The sequence below is a fragment of the Enterobacter cloacae complex sp. SHL018 genome (genome assembly GCF_049237905.1).
GTDB classification, from domain to species: domain Bacteria; phylum Pseudomonadota; class Gammaproteobacteria; order Enterobacterales; family Enterobacteriaceae; genus Enterobacter; species Enterobacter hormaechei_C.
Genome location: NZ_JBMKJE010000001.1, coordinates 1,059,175 through 1,081,744, shown reverse-complemented (window position 1 = coordinate 1,081,744; position 22,570 = coordinate 1,059,175). Strand labels below are relative to the sequence as shown.

The window sequence follows — 22,570 nt, the reverse complement described above, 5'->3', positions numbered from 1 at the left end:
TTAAATACGATAAATATTAAGTGTTAACGGGAGCCGGAGCGCTCCCGTTTTACCATGGAAGGCATTTCGGCAAGGGTTATCTCCCTTCCTCTGTTCTACGTCGGATATTAGCCTCGCGGGCATTTACCGTGAGATTTCTCACAAACCAAAAAAGCGTCTACGCTGTTTTAAGGTTCTGATCACAGCAAGGTGATGGAGAAGCTATGAGTTCATCGTGTATAGAAGAAGTCAGCGTTCCGGACGATAACTGGTCCCGGATCGTCAGTGAACTGTTGGGACGTGCGGGCATTACGATTAATGGCTCATCCCCCTCCGATCCCCAGATAAAGCATCCCGATTTTTTCAAACGCGTGTTACAGGAGGGGTCGTTAGGGCTGGGTGAAAGCTATATGGACGGCTGGTGGGAGTGTGAGCGGCTGGATATGTTCTTCTCCAGCGTATTACGCGCCGGTCTTGAAAAACAGCTCCCTCGTCATTTCAAAGATACCTTACGTATTGCCTCCGCCCGCCTGTTCAATCTGCAAAGTAAAAAACGGGCGTGGATCGTCGGTAAAGAGCATTACGACCTGGGCAACGATCTGTTCAGCCGTATGCTCGATCCTTTAATGCAGTACTCCTGCGGATACTGGAAAAAAGCGACGACCCTGGAAGAGGCGCAGCAGGACAAGCTGCAACTGATCTGCGATAAATTGCAGTTACAGCCCGGTATGCGTGTGCTGGACATCGGCTGTGGCTGGGGTGGTCTTGCCTGGTTTATGGCGAAAAATTACGGCGTCAGCGTTGTCGGCGTCACGATTTCGGCTGAACAGCAGAAGATGGCGCAGGAACGCTGTCTGGGTCTGGATGTTGATATTCGGCTTCAGGACTACCGCGACCTGAACGAGCAGTTCGATCGTATTGTTTCCGTAGGTATGTTCGAGCACGTGGGGCCGAAGAACTACAAAACCTACTTCGAGGTCGCCGATCGTAACCTGAAGCCTGACGGAATTTTCCTGCTACACACCATCGGCTCTAAACGTACCGATAATAATGTGGACCCGTGGATCAACAAATATATCTTCCCGAATGGCTGTTTACCCTCTGTTCGCCAGATTGCGAACGCCAGCGAACCGCATTTTATTGTGGAAGACTGGCATAACTTCGGCGCAGATTACGACACCACCCTGATGGCCTGGCATGAACGTTTCCAGGCTGCATGGCCTGAAATCGCCGACAACTATTCGGAACGATTCAAACGGATGTTTAGCTATTATCTGAATGCCTGTGCGGGCGCGTTCCGTGCGCGGGATATACAGCTGTGGCAGGTGGTGTTTAGTCGTGGGATTGAGCACGGTCTGCGTGTGGCTCGCTGAAAAAATAACCCCGGTTAACCGGGGTTATTTTTTATTCTTCTTCCATGGTTTTAATTATCGCCGCCTCTTTCGCCGCCAGTACGCGCTCAACGGTATCCACGACCGCCTGGGTCTGGGGATCAATTTCGATATTTACGCGCTGCCCCAGTTTTTTTGCCCCAAGCGTAGTACGTTGCAGCGTTTCAGGAATTAAATGCACGCAAAAACGCGTTGGCGTCACTTCACCGACGGTCAGACTAATCCCATCGATGCCAATAAATCCTTTATAAAGGATGTATTTCATTAATGACGGATTCTGCACCTTAAACCAGATTTGACGGTTATTTTCCGAGGTCACGATTTTCGCCACTTCTGCGGTGGTCATAATATGGCCCGACATCAGATGCCCGCCAATCTCATCGCTGAATTTCGCCGCGCGTTCAACGTTAACGATATCTCCCACCACCAGCTCACCCAGGTTAGTGATACGCAGCGTCTCTTTCATTAAATCAAAGCTTATCTGGTTACCGTTAATTTCGGTCACCGTCAGGCAGCAGCCGTTATGCGCTATCGACGCCCCGGTTTCAATGCCGTCGAGCATATATTCAGGCAGCTCAACTACGTGAGTGCGGAAATTCGGTTTTTCATCAATGGACACCACTTTGGCAGTGCCCTGCACAATACCAGTAAACATGCTTACAGCTCCTGTTCATTCCGAACGGCGATGACACCGTATAATCCCACCACAATAACAGTTGAAAAAACAGGTTGCCAGTGATGCGCAATTTCTGGCGATTTTTTCACTAGATAATTAGTTAAACCCCGCTACAATAGCTGGCATCCCTCTGTTTTTTCTTCTTGCTGCCAGTAACGGCGGCCTTTTTAGTCTCTCAAATAACTACAATACAAAGGTGTTCACGTGCAGAAGTATATGATCGAAGCGCGTCAGTTATTGGCACTGGCCATACCGGTGATCGTCGCGCAGGTAGCCCAAACCGCAATGGGATTTGTGGATACGGTAATGGCCGGTGGTTACAGCGCCACCGATATGGCCGCCGTGGCGATCGGAACCTCAATCTGGCTTCCGGCCATTCTTTTTGGTCACGGCCTGCTGCTGGCGCTGACGCCGGTTATCGCGCAGCTTAACGGCTCCGGTCGACGCGACCGCGTGGCCCATCAGGTGCGCCAGGGCTTCTGGCTGGCCGGGGGTGTCTCCGTCCTGATTATGATCGTCCTGTGGAACGCCGGGTATATTATTCGCGCCATGCATAATATCGACCCGGCGCTGGCGGATAAGGCGGTCGGTTATCTGCGCGCCCTGCTCTGGGGCGCCCCCGGCTATCTGTTCTTCCAGGTGGCACGTAACCAGTGTGAAGGGCTGGCAAAAACCAAGCCGGGCATGGTGATGGGCTTTATCGGCTTGCTGGTGAACATTCCCGTGAACTATATCTTCATTTACGGTCATTTTGGCATGCCGGAACTCGGCGGCGTGGGCTGCGGCGTGGCAACGGCTGCGGTGTACTGGGTGATGTTCGGCTGTATGCTCACCTACATTAAACATGCGCGATCCATGCGTGACATTCGTAACGACACCTCGTTCAGCGCACCTGACTGGACGCTCATGACCCGTCTCATTCAGCTGGGGTTACCCATTGCGCTGGCGCTGTTCTTCGAAGTGACGCTGTTTGCCGTCGTCGCCCTGCTGGTCTCGCCGTTAGGGATTATTGATGTCGCAGGACACCAGATCGCCCTGAACTTCAGCTCTTTGATGTTCGTCCTGCCGATGTCCCTGGCTGCCGCGGTGACGATTCGCGTGGGCTTCCGTCTGGGGCAAGGCTCGACGCTGGACGCGCAAACGGCAGCCCGCACCGGCCTCGGCGTCGGCGTCTGCATGGCAGTCTGTACCGCGCTCTTTACCGTGCTGTTGCGTGAGCAAATTGCCCTGCTCTATAACGACAACCCGGAGGTAGTGACCCTGGCCTCGCATCTGATGCTGCTGGCGGCCATTTATCAGATCTCTGACTCCATCCAGGTGATTGGCAGCGGCGTGCTGCGTGGGTATAAAGATACGCGTTCCATCTTCTTCATCACCTTTATCGCTTACTGGGTGCTGGGTCTGCCGTGCGGGTACATTCTGGCGCTCACGGATCTGGTGGTGGATCGCATGGGGCCAGCCGGATTCTGGATGGGCTTTATCATCGGCTTAACGTCTGCGGCCATTATGATGATGCTGCGTATGCGCTTCCTGCAACGTCAGCCGTCTGCGGTAATTTTGCAGCGCGCTGCACGTTAATAACACAGTAGCCGCCGCCTGGCGGCTACTTTCTCTTCACTTTGCGCGGTAATGAAGCAATCGCGTGAAATCAGAGAGAAAAATGCATTTTCCCTCTTGCCACCTTGGGGCTGTGCCGCTAATATTCGTCCCCGTTGTCACCGACAACACAATGCGTTCATAGCTCAGTTGGTTAGAGCACCACCTTGACATGGTGGGGGTCGTTGGTTCGAGTCCAATTGAACGCACCATTCTGCGTCTGTAGCTCAGTTGGTTAGAGCACCACCTTGACATGGTGGGGGTCGATGGTTCGAGTCCATTCAGACGCACCAATCTGTTTTCTCGCACATTTCATTCCCGTTCAGCCTCATGCAGAGGCAGCAAACCTTTTAAGCACATCGAAAGTGACCTCCAGCCCGCGCGTGCAGCGAAAGAGCGGAATGGCATAAGCCCCATCAGGTTAGCAAAACGCCCGGCGTTTGCCGGGCGTGAAAACAACGTCAATCAATGATTACGGCTTATGTTCAATCGCCGGGTTGTTGTTGATGGCGATGCGCTGCGGTTTCTCTTCTTCCGGGATATCCTGGTGTAATTCAATCGCCAGCAAGCCGTTTTCCAGCGAAGCGCCGGTTACTTTCACATGCTCCGGCAGACTATAGCTGGCCCGGAAGTCGCTGCGGCTGATACCCCGATGGATCCACCCTTCTTCGCCGTTTTCGGTTTTCTCTTCTTCACGTTTACCGCTGATATTCAGCTGACCGCCAACGGTTTCAATTTCCAGTTCGCTCTCTTTCCAGCCCGGCACGCTCAGCGTCAGTTCATAGCGGTTATCACCCACCCGCCGGATATTGTAAGAAGGCGTGGAGGGCAACGGCGTACTGCCGGTTAGCTGGCTAAAAAGGCGATCGATACGGTTAAAACGGTCCGCAAACAGAGAGTCGGAGAGATCGTTCAACATGGGAAAAGCTCTCAGAGTCATCATGTACCTCCTGAACAGTAAAAAAGAATATTCAAAAAGTTCATGTCTTACGGGCAGGTATTCCTTACCCGCTTTCTATATGAGGTTACCGCACAATATTTCAACCTCAGGAGCTGCAAAATGTAGCTGGAACCTAAAAAACGCAACGGGCCGTTAAGCCCGTTATTCGTTACATCATCGCAGTTCTATCACTCTCGCCCGCTCAGCCTGCTTTCGGTAGTGGTCATATCGCTCCCGGAACCATGCCTGCTGTTCATAACTCATATTGCCGGTCACGGCATCGACATCAACTGGCTGGCCCAGGGCGTACATACGGGCAAAACTGCGTGCCAGAAAATCAAAATTCTTTAATGCGTTTATATCTTGTCGCTTCATTAGCATATCCCTCCAGTCAATGTGATTACTGTTCAAGGTCATATGCTTTTCTGATCTCAGTATCCGCCCGAAAAAGATCGTTTTTTGAGCGATGCGTGCGCATCCATCTGCCAGTGTTCACATTTCAGGAACGACAAAACTCTTCAGCCCTGGTCATAATTTTCCCTCCCTTTTATCAATCATGCAGAAAACATAAACGCCAGCCATGCAGTAAGTTCGCCATGTAGCCGGAAGGTGCGAACGGCATGCTTTAATGCCAGACGCTGTAACAGGTCGCCCAGCGCGTTCAGGTGGGTTTCCACCTGAACGCGTCTTATCAGTTCGAATAACAGACAAGGAACGTTTACACTGGCGGATTAATACTGATTTCCTGAACAAACGGGTAAATGGGTGAATCCGGGCTTGTTGGCCATATAGAGAAGGGCGCATGTAGGTTGCCGCGGTTGTGTATCGAACTGCGCATTGTTTTCTACAACACGCTGCTCCTGGCCTTTCACGGCTGTTTTCTTTTTCGTCTGCGCTTGCCTGGCGGAGGGGGAGGGTTTTACCTGCCGGGGCAGTTCGGAGGCACCATAACCTGAACAGAATCGCTTCGACTGGCTCAGACTTCCGTCATTGCAGACAAAACGACCATCCGATGTACAGTGTGCTATGCCATCTTTTGAGCCCGAGCAGGGCTGTCTTCCACGGGCGGCATCAGCCTGCATGTTAAAAAGTACACTGACCGTAAGATGGAGAATTCTCCTGATAAAATCAGCTGGTTCTCCTCACTGACGCTGTGCAGGTCAAGCCCGCCGGCGAAGTTACCGTACTTTTTAACCCCCATCACATACAGATAATCGTTAAACCTGGGACCAAACAGTCTTTCCTTTCAGAAATCAGGCAGAATCATATCTAATCAGCCAGGGTCAATTGAATTGACCTTCCCATAAGTTCAGGAAGGGGCGCAACATCCCCTCTTCAAAACGTCTTAATTTTTTTCCTTCATTGAATGATTTAACCTTTCTCCTGCTACGCTTATTTTATGGTTCAGAAATGCAGGAACGCTTTCGATGAAAAAAATCGCCATTATCGGCTCAGGTCCAACAGGGATTTACACCTTTTACTCACTTCTTAACAACGCAGCACCGCTTTCGATCACCGTGTTCGAAAAGGCAGACCAACCCGGTGTCGGGATGCCCTACAGCGACGAGGATAATTCCCGGCTGATGCTGGCGAACATCGCCAGTATCGAAATTCCGCCCATTTTTATTACCTATCTCGACTGGCTCAAACAGCAGAGTGCGGCCCATCTTGCCCGCTATAACGTCGATAGTGAGAAACTGCACGACCGGCAATTCCTGCCGCGTATTCTGTTGGGTGAATATTTTCACGATCGGTTTCTTGCCGTCGTTGCTGAGGCGAAAAAGTCTGGCTTTCATGTCGAGGTGCACCCCAACGCAGAAGTCACGGATATTAAGGCTGATGCAGACGGCGTGGCCCTTTCAGTGAACGATGCCCCTTTCTCAAGGCGGTTTGATCTTGCGGTTGTTGCCACCGGCCACGTCTGGCCTGATGAAGATGAAACCACCCGCGCATATTTCCCAAGCCCATGGTCAGGGCTGATGGACGCGGAGATCCGAGCCTGTGAGGTGGGGATCATGGGTACTTCCCTCAGCGGGCTGGACGCTGCAATGGCGGTTGTGATGCAGCATGGCCGGTTTAGCGGGGAGCAGTTCGTTGTCAATAAAGGCAGAGAAGGGCTAAAAATCACGCTGATGTCCCGCACGGGCGTTCTGCCGGAGGCCGACTTTTACTGCCCTATCCCTTATGAACCGCTGTCCGTGTTAACGGAGTCTGTGGCGGAAAGTGAAATCGCCAAAGGCCCGGACGGGCTGCTTGACCGCATCTTTGCGCTGATGGTGAAAGAGCTCGAGCTGGCCGATCCGCGCTGGTGCCAGGCGATATCGCTCGGTACGCTGAATGCCGACACGCTTCGTGATGTCTGGTTTGAGGATCGTAAAAAGCATGGCCCTTTCACCTGGGCCGAAGCGAATCTGAAAGAAGTGGAGCGCAACAAGCGCGAAAAACGCACCGTTGCCTGGCGCTATACCGTGCTTCGTCTGCATGAAGTGGTTCAGGCCATCGTCCCTTCACTCAGTGAGCATGACAGAGAGCGGTTTAAATCCGGGCTGGAGCGTGTGTTTATCGATAATTATGCCGCCATTCCACCGCAGTCTATCCGCCGGTTACTGGCGCTGCGCGAGGCAGGGATCATTAGCGTGGTCGCACTCGGTGATAATTACGACCTGGATATCGGCAGCGATCAGACCGTCATCACCACGGCAGAAAAACGTTACCGCTTCGACGTGTTTATTGATGCGCGCGGGCAAAAGCCACTCAGAAACAAGGACATTCCCTTCCCCACCCTGCGTAAACAGCTTGCGGAAACCGGCGATGACGTCCCGGACGTGGGGGAAGACTATACGTTGCTGGCGCCTGCATCACTGCGGGGGCGCATCGCTTTTGGGGCGATCCCCTGGCTGATGCACGATCATCCCTTTGTTCAGGGTTTGTCTGAGTGCGCTGAAATTGGTAAAGCGATGGCGAAAGCGGCTGGAAAACCTGCGACAGGCGTGCGAAGGAAGTTACCATTCATGGAATTTTAACAGAGCTTCCCTGCCCTGCGGGGTCGGGTTACTCGAAGAAGACGTCCGGGTTTTCCGACAGCGACACGAACGATTTAGTGTTCTTGTCCAGGGCAAGGATTTTGCCGCTTTCAATGTCATATACCCAGCCGTGCAGGCGAATGGCGTTGTTGCGCAGGCCTACCGCCACCGACGGATGGGTCTTGATATTGCTCAGCTGCGCAAAGACGTTCTCCTGCACCATCGCATTCACTTTATCGATTGGCTTATCCCAGGTTTTCTTCTCAACCACCGCTTTTGCCGCATCAGAATAGCGCAGCCAGTGGGAAACGGCCGGCATCGGCTCCAGATCGGCGTTGTCAGCAATCGCCTTCATTGCGCCGCAGTTGGAGTGGCCGCAAATAACGATATCGGTCACGCCCAGGGCAACAACAGCATATTCGATGGTCGCAGAGACACCGCCAGGCTCCGGCCCGAACGGTGGCACAATGTTGCCCGCGTTTCGAATGACAAAGAGCTGTCCTGGCTCCTGTTGCGTAACCAGTTCCGGAACCAGACGGCTGTCGGAGCAGGAGATGAACAGCGCTTTGGGATTCTGACTGGACGCTAAACTACGAAAAAGCTCTTTACGTTGCGGGAAAATCTCTTTTTGAAAGCTGAGAAAACCTTCAATGATATGTTGCATAGCCATTTCTCTTTTATCTGTTTTAATTTAGGTATGATCGCGATCACACTCGTAAAATTTAACCACCGCGCCTTAGCGGAGACAAGCAATATATTTCTGGCCCGACCGCTGCACGATCTCATCCGCGTTCGCCAGGATGTTCTGCCCTTCAAAGGCCCCGTACAGGCGCTGGTACGTTTTCCCTGTCAGTCGGCCAATCACCGACTCAACGGTGCGGACAGGCAGTGGCAGCATATTCGGATAACTCCACATAAACGACACGGCGTCTTTACCGGGCGTAACCTGCAAAATATCACCGGCCAGCAGCACGCCGTCGCCTGACTGCCAGTGCAGCACCGTGCCGCCTGCAAAATGCCCGCCCAGCCGCAGAAGAGTCACCAAAGGCATAATCTCCAGGGCGTCCTCCTCCCAGAAGCGTATCGCCGGGCTGTCACGCATCACCCACTGCCGATCGCTGGCGTGCAGGTAGATCGGTGCGTTAAACGCCGCGGCCCACTCTTGCATGGTGGTGTAGTAATGCGGGTGCGAAATCGCGATCGCGCTGATCCCCCCGAGCGCGTCAACTAACGCTCTGGTCGCCGGGTCAAGATTGGCGATACAGTCCCACAGAACATTGCCCTGTGGCGTACGCAGCAGAAGCGCCCGCTGGTTGATGGCAAAAGAGGGAACAGTTTTGATGCTGAACAGCTGCGGCTCCAGCTGTTGCCATTTGTTGGTGTGCGTGGTCGTAAGGCTGTCGAAGTCCGTCCATGTCTGGCCCGTCACCGGGACATACTGGCGCTCATCGTCGCAAATCGGGCAGTTTTTGGGCTGTTCATCGTAAGCGGTACCGCAGGTTTTACAGAGTGTAATCATCGGCTTTTCTCAGCAATAAATCACTGAGTATGGCAGGGATTATCCATATGTGCTGAGGGGTGCCTGGCCCGCTTTTTTTTGACTTATACTATGCCAGTATCAAAAACTGAATAACGCAGGTGGCACATGGAAATTGATCTCGATAACTTAGTCTTTAACGGGCTGGATGAAGCAGAAGAGCGCAACGCGGAACGTCTCGACGATGCGGATAAAAAAGCCCAGGCGATTGTCGCCGATGACGACTGCGGCGATGCCTGCAAGATCTGAAGAAAAAGCACCGGGCTCCCCGGTGCTTTTTTTATGAATGCCTTTTGCTACCCGCTATCAGATCTCCGGCGTTTTGCTAAACCCGGTCAGCATCAGGATCAGGCTTTGGGGAGATGACCCCGTCTCAAACTGATAGTGATTTCCCTGACGATCGCCGCCGATATACCACGAAATGTCGGTTTTCCCTTCTGCCAGCGCCTTGCGCACCGCTTTATCCACGTCCACCATCCGGTATTCGCGGGAGTGGTTCAGGTACACCACCGCATCCGAGCGATAGTTGCAGGACGGTCGTGACTGCCAGCTCACGGTGGCCGGTTCCCAGTCGTTACTCGCCGGATAGAAGAAGATTTGATCCGCGCCGTCAGTTTCCACTTTCCCGCCATAAATTCTCACGCGGTATTTAAACTTGGCAGGATCCTGTCCGACAGGCAGCGGAGGGATGTTGAACTTCACCAGCGACAATGTTTCGCTGTTTTTCGTGCGTCCACCGTTCTTCCAGTTATCCTGCACCAGTAAGACCTGGGGATCGGGCTGTGAAAGTGCCGGTTCCATGCTGCTGAGCCAGACGTTAGCCTTCGCTTTTGAATAACCATACGGCACGGTGGTGCCGCAATCCATTCCCCGGTTCATGCACAGGTCGGTCATAAATCGCGCGGCATCTTCCGTCCAGCCGTTCATGAAGTCAGCATGCGCCGTATACAGGCTCCCCCACCGCTCTTCACGCTCACTGCCATGCATGATGGGGTCGAGGGAAAGCTGGACTTTACTGGTATCCAGAGAGCTAATTGTCGGGAGCACGTACGCAATATTCATGTTCACCGTCGGGATCTTCACCGGGAAGGCGGACGGACACTGTCCTTTCGTATCGTAGGTGGCGTTAGCCAGGCCGTGGGCGGGCTTCAGGTTGACCCCGTCCCAGCAGTTCGGGAACTGAATGCCGATATTAAACTGCACGGCATCCTTCGCCTTGCGTAAGCCGCAGACTTCACCCGTTCTGGTGGTATAGCCCTTACCATTGGCGCATAAAAAGGTGATATGCGGATTTGGCGCGGTGCCATGATGATCGCCCGCCAGCAGCGACAGCCCCGGCGGAAACGGATGAAGCGGCCAGGCGTCAACATTCGATGCCTGATAATAGGTTTTTTGATAGGCGGGTTTGACCACCGTTCCGTCCGGCAATTTTAGCGACGGAGCCCAGTAGGCCGAGCTGTCTGCTTTGTTATCGCAGGTGGTCTTTTCCTGGGTACGCAGAGATTCACGGCTGGAGTAAGCATCCGCGTGCACGTTACCAAAAAAATCGTGCAGCATAGCCTCATTGGGCATGCCGAACATCATAATGGCATCATCGCCGAGGGTGTGGGAATAACTGCATACAACATGCGCCTGTGGACCAGCGTGTGCCGCCTGCATGGTAAGCAGAAGTGCGGAGGCAGAAAGCGCGGGGGTTAATACTGTCCGTTTCATTATTATCTCCATCTGTGAAAGGAGATAGTGGTAACAAAACGGCCATCATTTACCGAGGCTTAGCCTGGGTATTTTTCCCTTCATCCTCGCTTTACAGACACCACGCACAGCTCATTCCAGTACATTTCGCGCGTCCGGCGCAGTTCAGCGTGACGTTTTATCATGGAACCACTCCGGGTCGATGTTGGCTACGTCCACGCCATACAGGCTGGCGACAGGCAGTATTGACTCAAGAACACGTTGCGCGCTGTTCTCCGCATTCACTGGTCGGGGCGCAAAAAACCGCCGTAACGTGCTTATCCATTTTTTCATCGTCATTACCCTTCTCGCTTAACCTGTCCTCAGTTAAACACCCAAATTGCGCCCGGGGGAAATATCAAAATCCACTGTCGATGTGCAGGATCTGCAAATAGCGCCCCGCCGTCTGCTCTCTTCTTTAACACCTTGTTCACTCATGCTTTTTTTCTCATAGCAAAGAACGATTTCTTATTTGGCGATAGCTTTCCCTTATGGGAGCGTAACGGGGTAAAACAAAAACAACGGGATGGCGTATGACTATGGCTGCAAAAATGAAAGGGTTTAAAAAACGGGCGCAGGTTCTGGGATTAGTGGCAGCCTGGGGCGTGGTTTCAGCGCAGGCGCAGGCCGATCGGCTGGCGGATATCAAGGCAGCAGGCGTGGTGAAAGTGGCCACGTTTGATGCCAATCCACCCTTTGGCTCGATTGATGCCAAAACGCATGAGATCGTGGGTTACGACGTGGACTTCGCCAAAGCGCTGGCGAAATCGCTCGGCGTCAAGCTTGAACTGGTCGCCACCAATCCGGCTAACCGTATTCCGCTGCTACAGTCCGGAAAAGCGGATCTCATCGTGGCGGATATCACGATCACTCCGGAACGCGCACAGGTCATTGATTTCTCAACGCCTTACTTTGTCATCGGCCAGCAGTTCCTGGTTCCGGCAAAATCACCGGACAAGCTTGATGACTATAGCCGGGCACGCATTGGCGCCGTAAAAGGTACGACGGGTGAACAGGCGCTGCACCAGCGTTTTCCGCAGTCCCGCGTCCTCTCTTATGATGATATTCCGCTGGCGCTGACGGCACTGCGCAATGGCAACGTGCAGGCCATTACCCAGGACAGCACCATTCTGGCCGGTCTGCTGGCGCAGGCGCCGGATAAAGCCGACTTCAAAATCCTGCCCGACCTGCTCAGTAAAGAAGAGATTGGCGTGGGGGTGAAAAAGGGTGAAACGGCGCTGCTGAAAGCCGTTAACGATGAGCTGGTAACCCTGGAGAAAAACGGCCAGGCGGCAAAAATCTATGACGTCTGGTTCGGTCCAGGCACCCCAGCTCCACAGCCTCGTAACTTTAAAATAGAAGCCCGGTAATATGCTCTCAGGTTTATTTTCACGCTCCGCGGCCAATGCCGCGGATTTTTCACATCTGGAACAGGCCAGCGTTGAGTTTCGCCATGTGGACAAACGCTACGGCGACCATCCGGTTTTAACCGACATTAACCTCACCATCATGCCGGGTGAAGTGGTTGCCATTCTCGGCCCTTCGGGTTCCGGAAAATCGACCCTGATTCGGCTTATCAACCAGCTTGAGAGCCTGAGCGGCGGGGAGATTCTGATCGACCACAAGCCGACCGGACAGCTTTCCGGCAGCAGGCTACGTCAGTTACGCAGCCGCGTCGGGTTTGTGTTCCAGCAGTTCAATCTCTATGCCCACCTTACCGCCAGTCAGAACATCACCCTGGCACTGGAGCACGTTCACGGCTGGAAACCCCTGCCCGCCCAGGAGCGCGCGCTGGCGCTGCTGGAGAAGGTCGGCATGCTGGAGAAGGCGCACCGCTTCCCCGCTGAACTTTCCGGCGGACAGCAGCAGCGCGTGGCGATTGCCCGTGCTCTGGCCTCGTCGCCGCAAATCATTCTCTTTGACGAGCCGACGTCGGCACTCGACCCGGAAATGATTGGCGAAGTGCTGTTGGTGATGAAAACCCTCGCGCACAGCGGGATCACCATGATTGTCGTTACCCATGAGATGCAGTTCGCCCGGGAAATTGCCGATCGAATCGTCTTTATCGACGGCGGAAAAATTCTGGAAACCGCGCCCCCGGCGCAATTTTTCAATCAACCGTCGCATCCCCGTGCGAGGCGTTTCCTGCAAAAAGTGCTGGATCCGCTGCATCAGGAGCAACTGTAATGCCCGCTCTGGACTGGCAGGGGGTGCTGGCCGGACAGCCCCTGCACTGGATCCTTTCCGGATTTCTCACCACTCTGTGGGTGACGCTGGCGGGGATTATGCTGGCCAGCCTGCTCGCCTTGTTCTTTATGCTTTTGCGGCTTTCCGGGGGACGTTTCGGGACATTGATCGTCAGCTGCTGGGTATCGCTGTTTCGCAATACGCCGCTGCTGGTACAGCTGCTGTTCTGGTATTTCGCCGCCTGGAACGGGTTGCCGCAGGGGCTGCGTGACGCGGTGAACGCAGACCACAGCTGGTCCATTTTACCCGGTGACGTCTGGTGGTTTACGCCCGAGTTTTTATGCTCCGCCTGGGGGTTAGGCGTCTTTACCTCGGCGTTTTTAATTGAAGAAGTGGAATCGGGGCTGCGTTCCGTACCTGCCGGGCAACGGGAGGCGGCGCTCGCTCAGGGATTTTCCTCATGGCGTCTGTTTCGCTACATTCTTCTGCCACAGGGGCTCGCTAACGCGTGGCAGCCCGTCGTCGGCCAGTACCTTAACCTGATGAAGCTCTCCTCGCTCGCGAGCGGGATTGGCTTCGCCGAACTGACCTACCAGGTCCGCCAGATAGAAAGTTACAACGCCCATGCACTGGAAGCCTTCACCGTCGGTACGGTGCTCTACTTGCTTACCGGGATGGTGACGGGAAGCGTGCTGGTGCGCCTCGGCCCCCATTCAGGGAGGAAATATCATGATCCCCGGATTTAACGTTATTGTCGAAAACCTGGATTATCTGCTTTGGGGACGTGCGGCTGCGGGAGAACCCGGCGGCGTACTGCTCTCACTGCTGATGGCCGCAGGCGCCGCCGCGCTTGCCCTGCCCGGCGGGATTGTGCTGGCTTGCGTCGCCTGGCGCTATCCCGGCGTGGTGCGCAGTGCGCTGTTTGCGTGGGCAGAGTTGATTCGCGGGATCCCCCTGATCTTCGTGATATTCTGGATGTGGTATCTGCTGCCACTGATAACCGGCAGGGATCTCCCGGGCGCGACGACCGTCACGCTGGCGCTGGCCTGGTTTACCGCGGCTGCGGTGATGCATTCGGTGTTAGCCGGACTGAGAGCCCTGCCGTTGGGCCAGAATGAGGCCGCGCTTTCTCAAGGGTTCAGTACGCAGCAAACGCTGTGGCGCGTGCTGCTGCCGCAGGCGCTGAGAAATATTCTGCCGTCGCTGGTGGGGATTTTTATCAGCCTGCTGAAGGATACGTCGCTGGCATTTATCGTGAACGTTCCTGAACTGACCACGGTGGCGGGACAGATTAACAACCGGGTGCAAATTTACCCGGCGGCCATTTTTATCTTTACGGGTGTGATCTATTACCTGCTCTGCTGCTCGCTTGAGCTGCTCGCGAAGCGCTGGCGCGTTAACCGGCCAGCGCTTTAACCACCGTTTCCATCGCTTTGGTGGTCAACTCACTGCGCTTAACGCGCTGGTTCGCCAGCGCGGTACGCAGAACGCCCGCAATGACAATATGTTTCGGCTCCTGCCCTAAATCACGCATTTCGAGAACGACCTTGCCTACCACCCGACACATCTCCTGGTACAGCGCTTCGTCTTTGGTCACATTGCCCATTGCCATCACTCCGTTGCCCTAAACCGTCAGCTTAAATCATTCGTCGGCTGGATACAAAAAAGAAGCCCGGCGTGTTGTTCGCCGGGCTTCGTCTGGAAAATCAGCAGATTAGTTGTTTACCGGGATCACTGCGCCTTTGTATTTGGTGCGGATCCAGTCCTGAATCTCTTTGGAGTGCAGCACGTTCACCAGCGCGACGATATCCTTCTTCTTCTCGTCACCGCGATGAACGGTAATGATGTTGGCGTACGGGTTATTCTCACCGCTTTCTACCGCAATGGGATCGTGCACCGGATCCAGACCGGCATCAATTGCGTAGTTGGCGTTGATCACCACCGCAGCACCTTCGTCGTTGTTGTACATCTGCGGCAGCAGAGACGCTTCGACGTTAGGGGTGAATTGCAGCTTTTTCGGGTTCTCCACGATATCGCTGATGCGCGCGGTCACTTTATCGATGCCTGGCTTCAGCTTGATCACGCCCTCTTTTTCGAAGATGGAGAGAATACGCCCTTCCTCGGACACCGCATCACGCATGATGATTTTGCCGCCTTCGGGCAGATCCTTCAGCGATTTGTATTTTTTCGAATAGATACCGATCGGCTCAATGTGGATTGCGCCCGCACTGACAAAATCATAATCCTTATCGCCCGCGTGATCTTTCAGGACGCTGTTCAGGTAAGGGATGTGCTGGAAATAGTTGGCGTCAATGTCATGCCCCGCCAGCGCCGTGTTTGGCAGAATGTAGTCCTGGAATGGTTTAATCTCCAGATCGATCCCCTGCTTCGCCAGAATCGGCTTAGCCTGCTCCAGAATTTCCGCGTGCGGGGTGTTGGACGCCCCCACGGTGAGCGTGTCCGCCCAGGAGGCAAAGCTCAGGGCACTCAGGGTTGCGGCGGCGATCAGTGTCAGTGTCTTTTTCATGATGTGGTTCCTGTGTGTATTTATTAGCGTTTATCTAACAGTGAAGTAATGGCATCGCCGCAGAACTGGATAATGAACACGATGATCAGAATGGTCACCGTTGCCACCAGCGTGACGTCACCATGGTTGCGCTGGAATCCTTCCAGATAAGCCAGATTTCCCAAACCGCCGGCACCTATCACCCCTGCCATTGCGCTGTAGCTCACCAGCGCAATCAGCGTCACCGTCATACCTGAAACCAGTGCGGGTGAAGATTCCGGCAATAAAACCCGAAACACTAACGTGCTCAGCCGCGCGCCCATCGAACGCGTGGCCTCAATGACTCCTTTGTCTACTTCTCGCAAGGCAATCTCGACCAGACGGGCGTAGAACGGTGCCGCGCCCACAATCAGGGCGGGCAGCGCAGCGTTAGCGCCAAGAATGGTCCCCACAACGGTCTTGGTGAACGGGATCAGCAGAACGATAAGAATGATGAACGGAATCGAGCGGAACACGTTCACCACAATCGACATCACGCTGTAGACCGTGCGGTTGTGGAATAACCCGCCGCGGGCGGTTAAAAACAGCGCCAGACCGAGCGCGATCCCCAGGACAAACGTCGCCACGCCGGAAAGCGCGGTCATGTAAAGCGTCTCCTGGGTTGCAGCCCAAAGCTGAGCCCACTTCAGGTGCGGAAAGAGTTCTTCAGCCATGCTTGATTACCTCGCCTTCAATATCGCTTTGCTTCAGGTCGGCGAGGATATTGTTCAGTTGTTCGTCCGATGCCACCACGTGCACCCAGAGCTGCCCGAAAACACCGTGGGCGGTTTGCGTCATTTTGCCGTGCAGGATGTTAAACGGCAGGCCGTAGCGCAGGGTCAGTTCACCGACGATCGGCCTGTGCGTGCTGTGCCCGGTGAAGGTCAGCCTGATCACCGTGCCTTCCAGATCGTTTGCCAGTTCGGTATTGAAGGTCTCTTCCTCCGCGTACTGGCTCACCTGGCGGACAAACTGCCGGGTGATCGGCTGCTGCGGATGCGTAAACACGCTCAGCACGTCCCCCTCTTCCACCACCTTGCCGTTTTCCATCACCGCCACGCGGTCGCAGATTTTGCGCACCACGTGCATCTCATGCGTAATGAGTACGATGGTCAGGTTAAAGCGACGGTTAATGTCCAGGAGCAGATCGAGGATCTGATCGGTGGTCTGCGGATCCAGCGCCGAGGTGGCTTCGTCACACAGCAGTACGTCCGGATGATTGGCCAGCGCGCGGGCAATGCCCACACGTTGTTTTTGCCCGCCGCTCAGCTGGGATGGGTAGGCATTCTCGCGCCCCTTCAGGCCGACCAGCTCCACCAGCTCGGCAACGCGAGCCTGAATTTGCGCTTTTGGCACACCGGCAATTTGCATTGAAAAGGCGATATTTTCCTTCACCGTGCGCGACCAGAGCAGGTTAAAGTGCTGGAACACCATGCTGATTTTCAGGCGTGCCTGACGCAGCGCTTCTCCCTTCGCGGCGGAGATATCCTGACCGTTAATGGTGACGCTGCCGGCGCTGGGCTTTTCCAGACCGTTCAGCAGACGGATCAGCGTACTTTTCCCGGCCCCGCTGTAACCGATGATCCCGTAAATCTGTCCCTGCTCTATCGTCAGGTTGACGTTATCTACGGCTGTCAGCGCCTGTTTCCCGTTGTCAAAAACCTTCGAAATATTGCTGAGTACAATCATTCTTATTCGTTATCCGTTTCGCATATAGCGGTTTAGCAGTATGGATGTCCAAAAGATAGTAAACAGCCGTTATCAGCTTTTAAATGACCAAAAAAGAATTTCTTATAATGCTCAGGAATAAGCAGCGAACTGGCGGGTGAAAAGCATTTAGATGAATATCAGCAATAATTATCTGCCATTTGCATATCAGGTCTTACTCACCCGACGAAATCGGCTAATTTTGCAGCACTTTATGCGGATATAGCCATCCTCACATCCGGACAACTTTACGTCTTGCTGTCTTTCCATCTGAAAACACAAGGATTATTCCTTTCCGTTCTAAAACTCAGTGAAAGGTTCTTTATTGAGAAAATTTCATGGTTCTATCATCCGGTCATCACCTCTTCACAGGACATGACCATGACGCTTTACCACTCCGTCACCGAACTGATTGGCCGTACGCCGCTCATCCAGCTGCACAAGCTGGACACCGGCCCCTGCTCGCTGTTTCTGAAGCTGGAAAACCAGAATCCCGGCGGCTCGATTAAAGACCGCGTCGCGTTGTCGATGATTAATGAAGCCGAGCGTACGGGCCAGCTACGGCCCGGCGGCACTATTATTGAAGCCACGGCGGGGAACACCGGCCTGGGCCTGGCGTTGATTGCGGCGCAGAAGGGCTACTCGCTGATCCTGGTGGTGCCGGACAAAATGAGCCGCGAGAAGATTTTCCACCTGCGCGCGTTAGGGGCGCAGGTCGTGCTGACCCGTTCAGATGTGAATAAAGGGCATCCGGCCTACTATCAGGATTATGCCCGGCGGCTGGCGAACGAACTGCCAGGCGCGTTTTATATTGATCAGTTCAATAACGCGGCCAATCCGCTAGCGCACCGCACCACTACCGCACCGGAACTGTTTGAACAGCTTGACGGCCAGATCGATGCCATCGTCGTCGGCGTGGGGTCCGGCGGTACGCTAGGTGGCTTACAGGCGTGGTTTGCAGAACATTCGCCGCAGACGGAATTTGTGCTTGCCGATCCGGCCGGGTCGGTGCTGGCGGACCAGGTTGAAACCGGACGCCATCACGATGCCGGATCGTGGCTGGTTGAGGGGATTGGCGAAGACTTTATCCCTCCGCTGGCGCACATCGAAGGGGTTAACCGCGCCTGGCGCATTACCGATCGCGAGGCGTTCACCACCGCCCGCGATCTGCTAAAAACGGAAGGGATCCTGGCAGGCTCCTCCACCGGCACGCTGCTGGCGGCGGCGCTGAAATATTGCCAGGCGCAGACTACGCCAAAACGTGTGGTCACCTTCGCCTGCGACAGCGGCAATAAATACCTATCGAAGATGTTCAACGACGACTGGATGCGCCAGCAGGGGCTGATTTCGCGTCCGCAGGCAGGCGATCTCTCGGACTATATTGCCCTGCGCCACGATGAAGGCGCGACGGTGACCGCCGCCCCGGACGACACGCTTTCCACCGTACTGGCCCGCATGCGCCTGTACGACATCTCCCAGCTGCCGGTGCTCGATAACGACAAGGTCGTCGGCATCATCGACGAGTGGGACCTGCTGAGACACATCGGGGGAGATGCCGATCGCTTCTCTCTCCCCGTGACGGCGGCCATGACGCGTCAGGTCGAATATCTGGATAAGCAGGCCCCGGAGAGCGCCCTGTACGCCATCTTTGACCGTGGCCTGGTGGCGATTATTTATGACGCAGATCGCTTTCTGGGTCTGATCACACGCAGTGACGTACTCACCGCCTGGCGTAACCGCCTGACGAAATAAAAGGAGCAAAAGATGAAAAACCTGGCCACCCTCAGCGTTCACAGCGGTGAGTATCACGACCCGCACGGCGCCGTGATGCCGCCAATTTACGCCACGTCGACGTTTGCGCAACCGGCACCGGGTGAACATACCGGCTACGAATACTCCCGGAGCGGCAATCCAACCCGCCACGCGCTGGAGACCGCCATCGCCAAACTGGAAGTCGGCACGCGCGGGTACGCTTTCGCGTCAGGGCTGGCAGCCATTTCCACCGTGCTCGAACTGCTGGATAAAGACAGCCATATCGTCGCCATTGACGACGTGTATGGCGGTACGTATCGCCTGATCGAAAACGTGCGCAAGCGCAGCACCGGGTTACAGGTGAGCTGGGTTAAGCCGGACGATGTAGCCGGGCTTGAGGCCGCCATTCGCCCGGACACGCGCATGATCTGGGTGGAAACGCCAACGAACCCGCTGCTGAAACTGGCCGACCTGGAGGCCATCGCGGACATTGCCCGGCGCCATAATGCGATCAGCGTGGCGGATAATACCTTCGCCTCCCCGGTCATTCACCGGCCGCTGGAGGCGGGGTTCGATATAGTGGTCCACTCCGCCACTAAATATCTCAACGGTCATTCAGACGTGGTTGCCGGGCTGGCTGTTGTCGGGGCAAATAAGGATCTCGCGGAGCGTCTGGGCTATCTGCAAAACGCGGTTGGCGGCGTTCTGGATCCGTTCAGCAGTTTCCTGACGCTGCGGGGGATTCGCACCCTCTCACTGCGCGTTGAGAAGCACAGCGCCAACGCACTGGCAATTGCGCAATGGCTGGAGCAGCATCCGCAGGTAGACCGCGTGTTCTATCCCGGGCTGGCGTCACATCCCCAGTATGCGCTGGCACGCAGACAAATGGCGCTGCCGGGCGGCATGATCTCCGTTGTGATTAAAGGCGATGTGCAACGCGCGGCAGAGGTGATCCGTCATCTTACGCTCTTTACCCTGGCGGAAAGTCTGGGCGGTGTGGAGAGTCTGGTGAGCCAGCCCTACAGCATGACCCACGCCTCCATACCACTGGCGCAGCGTCTTGCAAACGGCATTGTGCCGCAGCTTATCCGCCTGTCGGTGGGGATTGAGGATGCGAAGGATCTGATCGCCGACCTTCAGCAGGCGCTGGAAAAGTGAGCAAAAAACGGCGGGCGTTGCGCCTGCCGTCATAAGATGACATTAGACCTTAACGCCTTGATAACAAAATTATGTGAATCTGCACAGATTGTTTTGAAACGCTGTTTCCATTTTCCTTTTTACTGTAAATCAGCGTATAATGCGCGCCAAATCCCTGGTGAATGGTTTCAGCGCTTGGAATATAAAAAACAACGTACAACTTCTCCTCTCCTTCGTTGGGCTGGCACTCAGGCACACTTTCTTCTGCACGCTCATTTGATGTCACCTATTCTTAGTGCGTGTCATATACTCTTTCGCAACACAGGTTTGACTCCGCGGCGGTGCGCCCCCGGAGCGAGATTTCCATATCCTTCCCAACTTAAAGACTAAGACTGTCATGAAAAAGACGAAAATTGTTTGTACTATCGGCCCGAAAACCGAATCCGAAGAGATGCTGAGCAAAATGCTGGATGCCGGCATGAACGTGATGCGTCTGAACTTCTCCCACGGCGACTATGCTGAACACGGTCAGCGTATCCAGAACTTGCGCAACGTGATGAGCAAGACCGGGAAAAAAGCGGCAATCCTGCTCGACACCAAAGGTCCTGAAATCCGCACCATCAAACTGGAAGGCGGTAACGACGTTTCCCTGAAAGCGGGCCAGACCTTCACCTTCACCACCGACAAATCCGTTGTAGGTAATAACGAAATCGTTGCCGTGACCTACGAAGGCTTCACCAGCGATCTGTCCGTTGGCAACACCGTGCTGGTGGATGACGGCCTGATCGGCATGGAAGTGACCGCGATCGAAGGTAACAAGGTTATCTGTAAAGTGCTGAACAACGGCGATCTGGGCGAAAACAAAGGTGTTAACCTGCCGGGTGTGTCCATTGCTCTGCCAGCGCTGGCTGAAAAAGACAAACAAGACCTGATCTTCGGCTGCGAACAAGGCGTGGACTTCGTTGCTGCCTCCTTTATCCGTAAACGTTCTGACGTGGTTGAGATCCGTGAGCACCTGAAAGCGCACGGCGGCGAGAACATTCAGATCATCTCCAAGATCGAAAACCAGGAAGGCCTGAACAACTTCGACGAAATCCTCGAAGCGTCTGACGGTATCATGGTAGCGCGTGGCGACCTGGGCGTTGAAATCCCGGTTGAAGAAGTGATCTTCGCGCAGAAGATGATGATCGAGAAATGTGTTCGCGCGCGTAAAGTGGTTATCACCGCAACGCAGATGCTGGACTCCATGATCAAAAACCCACGCCCTACCCGCGCTGAAGCAGGCGACGTAGCAAACGCCATCCTCGACGGTACCGATGCCGTTATGCTGTCTGGCGAATCTGCAAAAGGGAAATACCCTCTGGAAGCGGTCGGCATCATGGCGACCATCTGTGAGCGTACCGACCGCGTGATGAAAAGCCGTCTGGATTACAACAACGACAGCCGTAAACTGCGCATCACCGAAGCCGTGTGCCGTGGTGCGGTAGAAACCGCTGAGAAACTGGAAGCCCCACTGATTGTCGTGGCGACCCAGGGCGGTAAATCTGCGCGTGCCGTGCGTAAATACTTCCCGGATGCGACCATTCTGGCGCTGACCACCAACGAAACTACCGCGCGTCAGCTGGTGCTGAGCAAAGGCGTGATCCCACACCTGGTGAAAGAGATTGCCTCTACCGATGATTTCTATCGTCTGGGTAAAGAAGTGGCTCTGGAACTGGTTGATTGTGGCCTGGCCCAGAAAGGCGACGTGGTGGTTATGGTTTCTGGCGCGCTGGTTCCAAGCGGCACCACCAACACTGCATCTGTCCACGTGCTGTAATATTTCACGAACAAATTATTGTTTTGTTAAAAAGCGTCCTTCGGGGCGCTTTTTTTATTCCCGCCTTTAACCAGAACTATTCAAAAAGCAAATCGGGTTTTTCTATTTAATCGCGATTTATCTAAGATGAATCCGATGAAAAATGCCTTTTTTAACATAGCTTTTTCGTCAAAATTGCCGATTTCGTTGCTTCTTTGAGCGAACGATCAAAAATAGGCGTAATCCCATCAAAAAAATATTCTCAACCCAAAAAACTTTGTGTAATACTTGTAACGCTACATGGAGATTAACTCAATCTAGAGGGTATTAATAATGAATCGTACTAAACTGGTACTGGGCGCGGTAATCCTGGGTTCTACTCTGCTGGCAGGTTGCTCCAGCAACGCTAAAATCGATCAGCTGTCTTCTGACGTTCAGACTCTGAACGCTAAAGTTGACCAGCTGAGCAACGACGTGAACGCAATGCGTTCCGACGTTCAGGCTGCTAAAGACGACGCAGCTCGCGCTAACCAGCGTCTGGACAACCAGGCTACTAAATACCGTAAGTAAT

Annotated in this window: 25 protein-coding genes and 2 tRNA genes; 15 read left to right on the top strand and 12 right to left on the bottom strand. The window is 54.3% G+C overall.

Going from position 1 to position 22,570, the window contains the following annotated elements; translation table 11 throughout:
• The first annotated feature begins 203 nt into the window (after nucleotides 1-203).
• Nucleotides 204-1,352: a cyclopropane fatty acyl phospholipid synthase gene (cfa, locus tag ACOTY5_RS05310; protein WP_003857641.1), complete on the top strand. Its 1,149-nt coding sequence runs from the start codon at nucleotides 204-206 to the stop codon at nucleotides 1,350-1,352.
• A gap of 31 nt (nucleotides 1,353-1,383) precedes the next feature.
• Here cfa and ACOTY5_RS05305 read toward each other — a convergent pair whose 3' ends face one another.
• On the bottom strand, nucleotides 1,384-2,025 hold the full coding sequence (locus tag ACOTY5_RS05305; RefSeq protein ID WP_062934105.1) for a riboflavin synthase: 642 nt from the start codon (nucleotides 2,023-2,025) through the stop codon (nucleotides 1,384-1,386).
• A 225-nt stretch (nucleotides 2,026-2,250) separates the two neighbouring features.
• Here ACOTY5_RS05305 and mdtK point away from each other — a divergent pair, with 225 nt between their 5' ends.
• From mdtK to ACOTY5_RS05290, 3 genes are all read left to right on the top strand, one after another.
• Nucleotides 2,251-3,624 (top strand): MdtK family multidrug efflux MATE transporter, encoded by a 1,374-nt coding sequence (gene mdtK, locus ACOTY5_RS05300; protein WP_017384611.1) that lies wholly within the window; start codon nucleotides 2,251-2,253, stop codon nucleotides 3,622-3,624.
• A 153-nt stretch (nucleotides 3,625-3,777) separates the two neighbouring features.
• Nucleotides 3,778-3,854 (top strand) — tRNA-Val (locus ACOTY5_RS05295).
• 4 nt (nucleotides 3,855-3,858) lie between these two features.
• Nucleotides 3,859-3,935 (top strand) — tRNA-Val (locus ACOTY5_RS05290).
• 179 nt (nucleotides 3,936-4,114) lie between these two features.
• Here ACOTY5_RS05290 and ACOTY5_RS05285 read toward each other — a convergent pair.
• The 3 genes from ACOTY5_RS05285 to ACOTY5_RS05275 form a co-directional block, all read right to left on the bottom strand.
• Complete coding sequence (locus ACOTY5_RS05285) at nucleotides 4,115-4,585, bottom strand: Hsp20 family protein (protein ID WP_026080712.1); 471 nt, start codon at nucleotides 4,583-4,585, stop codon at nucleotides 4,115-4,117.
• Between the two features lie 171 nt (nucleotides 4,586-4,756).
• Nucleotides 4,757-4,957: a cell surface composition regulator GlgS gene (gene glgS, locus ACOTY5_RS05280; protein WP_023303558.1), complete on the bottom strand. Its 201-nt coding sequence runs from the start codon at nucleotides 4,955-4,957 to the stop codon at nucleotides 4,757-4,759.
• Nucleotides 4,958-5,136: 179 nt separating this feature from the next.
• A complete protein-coding gene (locus ACOTY5_RS05275; RefSeq protein WP_254909560.1) occupies nucleotides 5,137-5,259 on the bottom strand; it encodes a hypothetical protein in 123 nt (40 codons plus the stop codon).
• A gap of 750 nt (nucleotides 5,260-6,009) precedes the next feature.
• Between ACOTY5_RS05275 and ACOTY5_RS05270 the strand changes: the two genes are divergently transcribed.
• On the top strand, nucleotides 6,010-7,605 hold the full coding sequence (locus ACOTY5_RS05270; RefSeq protein ID WP_045142540.1) for an FAD-NAD(P)-binding protein: 1,596 nt from the start codon (nucleotides 6,010-6,012) through the stop codon (nucleotides 7,603-7,605).
• Nucleotides 7,606-7,633: 28 nt separating this feature from the next.
• Here ACOTY5_RS05270 and ACOTY5_RS05265 read toward each other — a convergent pair whose 3' ends face one another.
• Together ACOTY5_RS05265 and ACOTY5_RS05260 are read right to left on the bottom strand one after the other, a co-directional pair.
• On the bottom strand, nucleotides 7,634-8,269 hold the full coding sequence (locus tag ACOTY5_RS05265) for a carbonic anhydrase (RefSeq protein WP_015570694.1): 636 nt from the start codon (nucleotides 8,267-8,269) through the stop codon (nucleotides 7,634-7,636).
• Between the two features lie 72 nt (nucleotides 8,270-8,341).
• Complete coding sequence (locus ACOTY5_RS05260) at nucleotides 8,342-9,124, bottom strand: MBL fold metallo-hydrolase (protein WP_045142541.1); 783 nt, start codon at nucleotides 9,122-9,124, stop codon at nucleotides 8,342-8,344.
• Nucleotides 9,125-9,250: 126 nt separating this feature from the next.
• Between ACOTY5_RS05260 and ACOTY5_RS05255 the strand changes: the two genes are divergently transcribed.
• Complete coding sequence (locus ACOTY5_RS05255) at nucleotides 9,251-9,391, top strand: hypothetical protein (RefSeq protein WP_003857665.1); 141 nt, start codon at nucleotides 9,251-9,253, stop codon at nucleotides 9,389-9,391.
• A 57-nt stretch (nucleotides 9,392-9,448) separates the two neighbouring features.
• Here the strand turns inward: ACOTY5_RS05255 and ACOTY5_RS05250 are convergent, their stop codons facing one another.
• Both ACOTY5_RS05250 and ACOTY5_RS05245 read right to left on the bottom strand, forming a co-directional pair.
• A complete protein-coding gene (locus tag ACOTY5_RS05250; protein ID WP_045142542.1) occupies nucleotides 9,449-10,855 on the bottom strand; it encodes a DUF1996 domain-containing protein in 1,407 nt (468 codons plus the stop codon).
• 144 nt (nucleotides 10,856-10,999) lie between these two features.
• Nucleotides 11,000-11,167, bottom strand: a complete 168-nt coding sequence (locus tag ACOTY5_RS05245) for a hypothetical protein (RefSeq protein ID WP_032653328.1) — start codon at nucleotides 11,165-11,167, stop codon at nucleotides 11,000-11,002.
• Nucleotides 11,168-11,412: 245 nt separating this feature from the next.
• On the opposite strand from ACOTY5_RS05245, the gene ACOTY5_RS05240 reads away from it, so the two are divergent.
• From ACOTY5_RS05240 to ACOTY5_RS05225, 4 genes are read left to right on the top strand one after another with little or no spacing between them, the layout of a single operon-like run.
• On the top strand, nucleotides 11,413-12,243 hold the full coding sequence (locus ACOTY5_RS05240) for an ABC transporter substrate-binding protein (RefSeq protein WP_108720689.1): 831 nt from the start codon (nucleotides 11,413-11,415) through the stop codon (nucleotides 12,241-12,243).
• A 1-nt stretch (nucleotide 12,244) separates the two neighbouring features.
• On the top strand, nucleotides 12,245-13,060 hold the full coding sequence (locus tag ACOTY5_RS05235) for an amino acid ABC transporter ATP-binding protein (RefSeq protein ID WP_045142543.1): 816 nt from the start codon (nucleotides 12,245-12,247) through the stop codon (nucleotides 13,058-13,060).
• Entirely contained in the window at nucleotides 13,060-13,806 is a 747-nt protein-coding gene (locus ACOTY5_RS05230; protein WP_017693562.1) for an amino acid ABC transporter permease, read from the top strand. Before ACOTY5_RS05235 ends, ACOTY5_RS05230 begins: the two co-directional genes overlap by 1 nt.
• Complete coding sequence (locus tag ACOTY5_RS05225) at nucleotides 13,790-14,476, top strand: amino acid ABC transporter permease (RefSeq protein WP_045911657.1); 687 nt, start codon at nucleotides 13,790-13,792, stop codon at nucleotides 14,474-14,476. The genes ACOTY5_RS05230 and ACOTY5_RS05225 overlap by 17 nt, the downstream gene beginning before the upstream one ends.
• Here ACOTY5_RS05225 and fumD read toward each other — a convergent pair.
• The 4 genes from fumD to ACOTY5_RS05205 form a co-directional block, all read right to left on the bottom strand.
• Nucleotides 14,457-14,666, bottom strand: a complete 210-nt coding sequence (fumD, locus tag ACOTY5_RS05220) for a fumarate hydratase FumD (protein ID WP_003857676.1) — start codon at nucleotides 14,664-14,666, stop codon at nucleotides 14,457-14,459. The two genes, ACOTY5_RS05225 and fumD, sit on opposite strands and share 20 nt — an antisense overlap.
• 108 nt (nucleotides 14,667-14,774) lie before the next feature.
• Nucleotides 14,775-15,587: a MetQ/NlpA family ABC transporter substrate-binding protein gene (locus ACOTY5_RS05215; protein ID WP_003857677.1), complete on the bottom strand. Its 813-nt coding sequence runs from the start codon at nucleotides 15,585-15,587 to the stop codon at nucleotides 14,775-14,777.
• Nucleotides 15,588-15,610: 23 nt separating this feature from the next.
• Nucleotides 15,611-16,279: a methionine ABC transporter permease gene (locus tag ACOTY5_RS05210; protein ID WP_045142544.1), complete on the bottom strand. Its 669-nt coding sequence runs from the start codon at nucleotides 16,277-16,279 to the stop codon at nucleotides 15,611-15,613.
• Nucleotides 16,272-17,294 carry a methionine ABC transporter ATP-binding protein gene (locus tag ACOTY5_RS05205; RefSeq protein ID WP_017384622.1) on the bottom strand — a complete coding sequence of 341 codons (1,023 nt, stop codon included), beginning with the start codon at nucleotides 17,292-17,294 and terminating at the stop codon, nucleotides 16,272-16,274. Before ACOTY5_RS05205 ends, ACOTY5_RS05210 begins: the two co-directional genes overlap by 8 nt.
• A gap of 399 nt (nucleotides 17,295-17,693) precedes the next feature.
• Here ACOTY5_RS05205 and ACOTY5_RS05200 point away from each other — a divergent pair, with 399 nt between their 5' ends.
• The 5 genes from ACOTY5_RS05200 (at nucleotide 17,694) to lpp (ending at nucleotide 22,569) form a co-directional block, all read left to right on the top strand.
• A complete protein-coding gene (locus tag ACOTY5_RS05200) occupies nucleotides 17,694-19,064 on the top strand; it encodes a pyridoxal-phosphate dependent enzyme (protein ID WP_045142545.1) in 1,371 nt (456 codons plus the stop codon).
• A gap of 12 nt (nucleotides 19,065-19,076) precedes the next feature.
• Entirely contained in the window at nucleotides 19,077-20,222 is a 1,146-nt protein-coding gene (locus tag ACOTY5_RS05195) for a trans-sulfuration enzyme family protein (RefSeq protein ID WP_045142546.1), read from the top strand.
• A gap of 36 nt (nucleotides 20,223-20,258) precedes the next feature.
• Entirely contained in the window at nucleotides 20,259-20,591 is a 333-nt protein-coding gene (locus ACOTY5_RS05190) for a hypothetical protein (RefSeq protein ID WP_421631854.1), read from the top strand.
• A gap of 7 nt (nucleotides 20,592-20,598) precedes the next feature.
• The gene (pykF, locus tag ACOTY5_RS05185; protein ID WP_015570703.1) at nucleotides 20,599-22,020 is read left to right on the top strand and encodes a pyruvate kinase PykF; all 1,422 of its coding nucleotides are present in this window, start codon (nucleotides 20,599-20,601) and stop codon (nucleotides 22,018-22,020) included.
• 312 nt (nucleotides 22,021-22,332) lie between these two features.
• Complete coding sequence (lpp, locus tag ACOTY5_RS05180) at nucleotides 22,333-22,569, top strand: murein lipoprotein Lpp (RefSeq protein ID WP_001082307.1); 237 nt, start codon at nucleotides 22,333-22,335, stop codon at nucleotides 22,567-22,569.
• Nucleotide 22,570 lies beyond the last annotated feature (1 nt).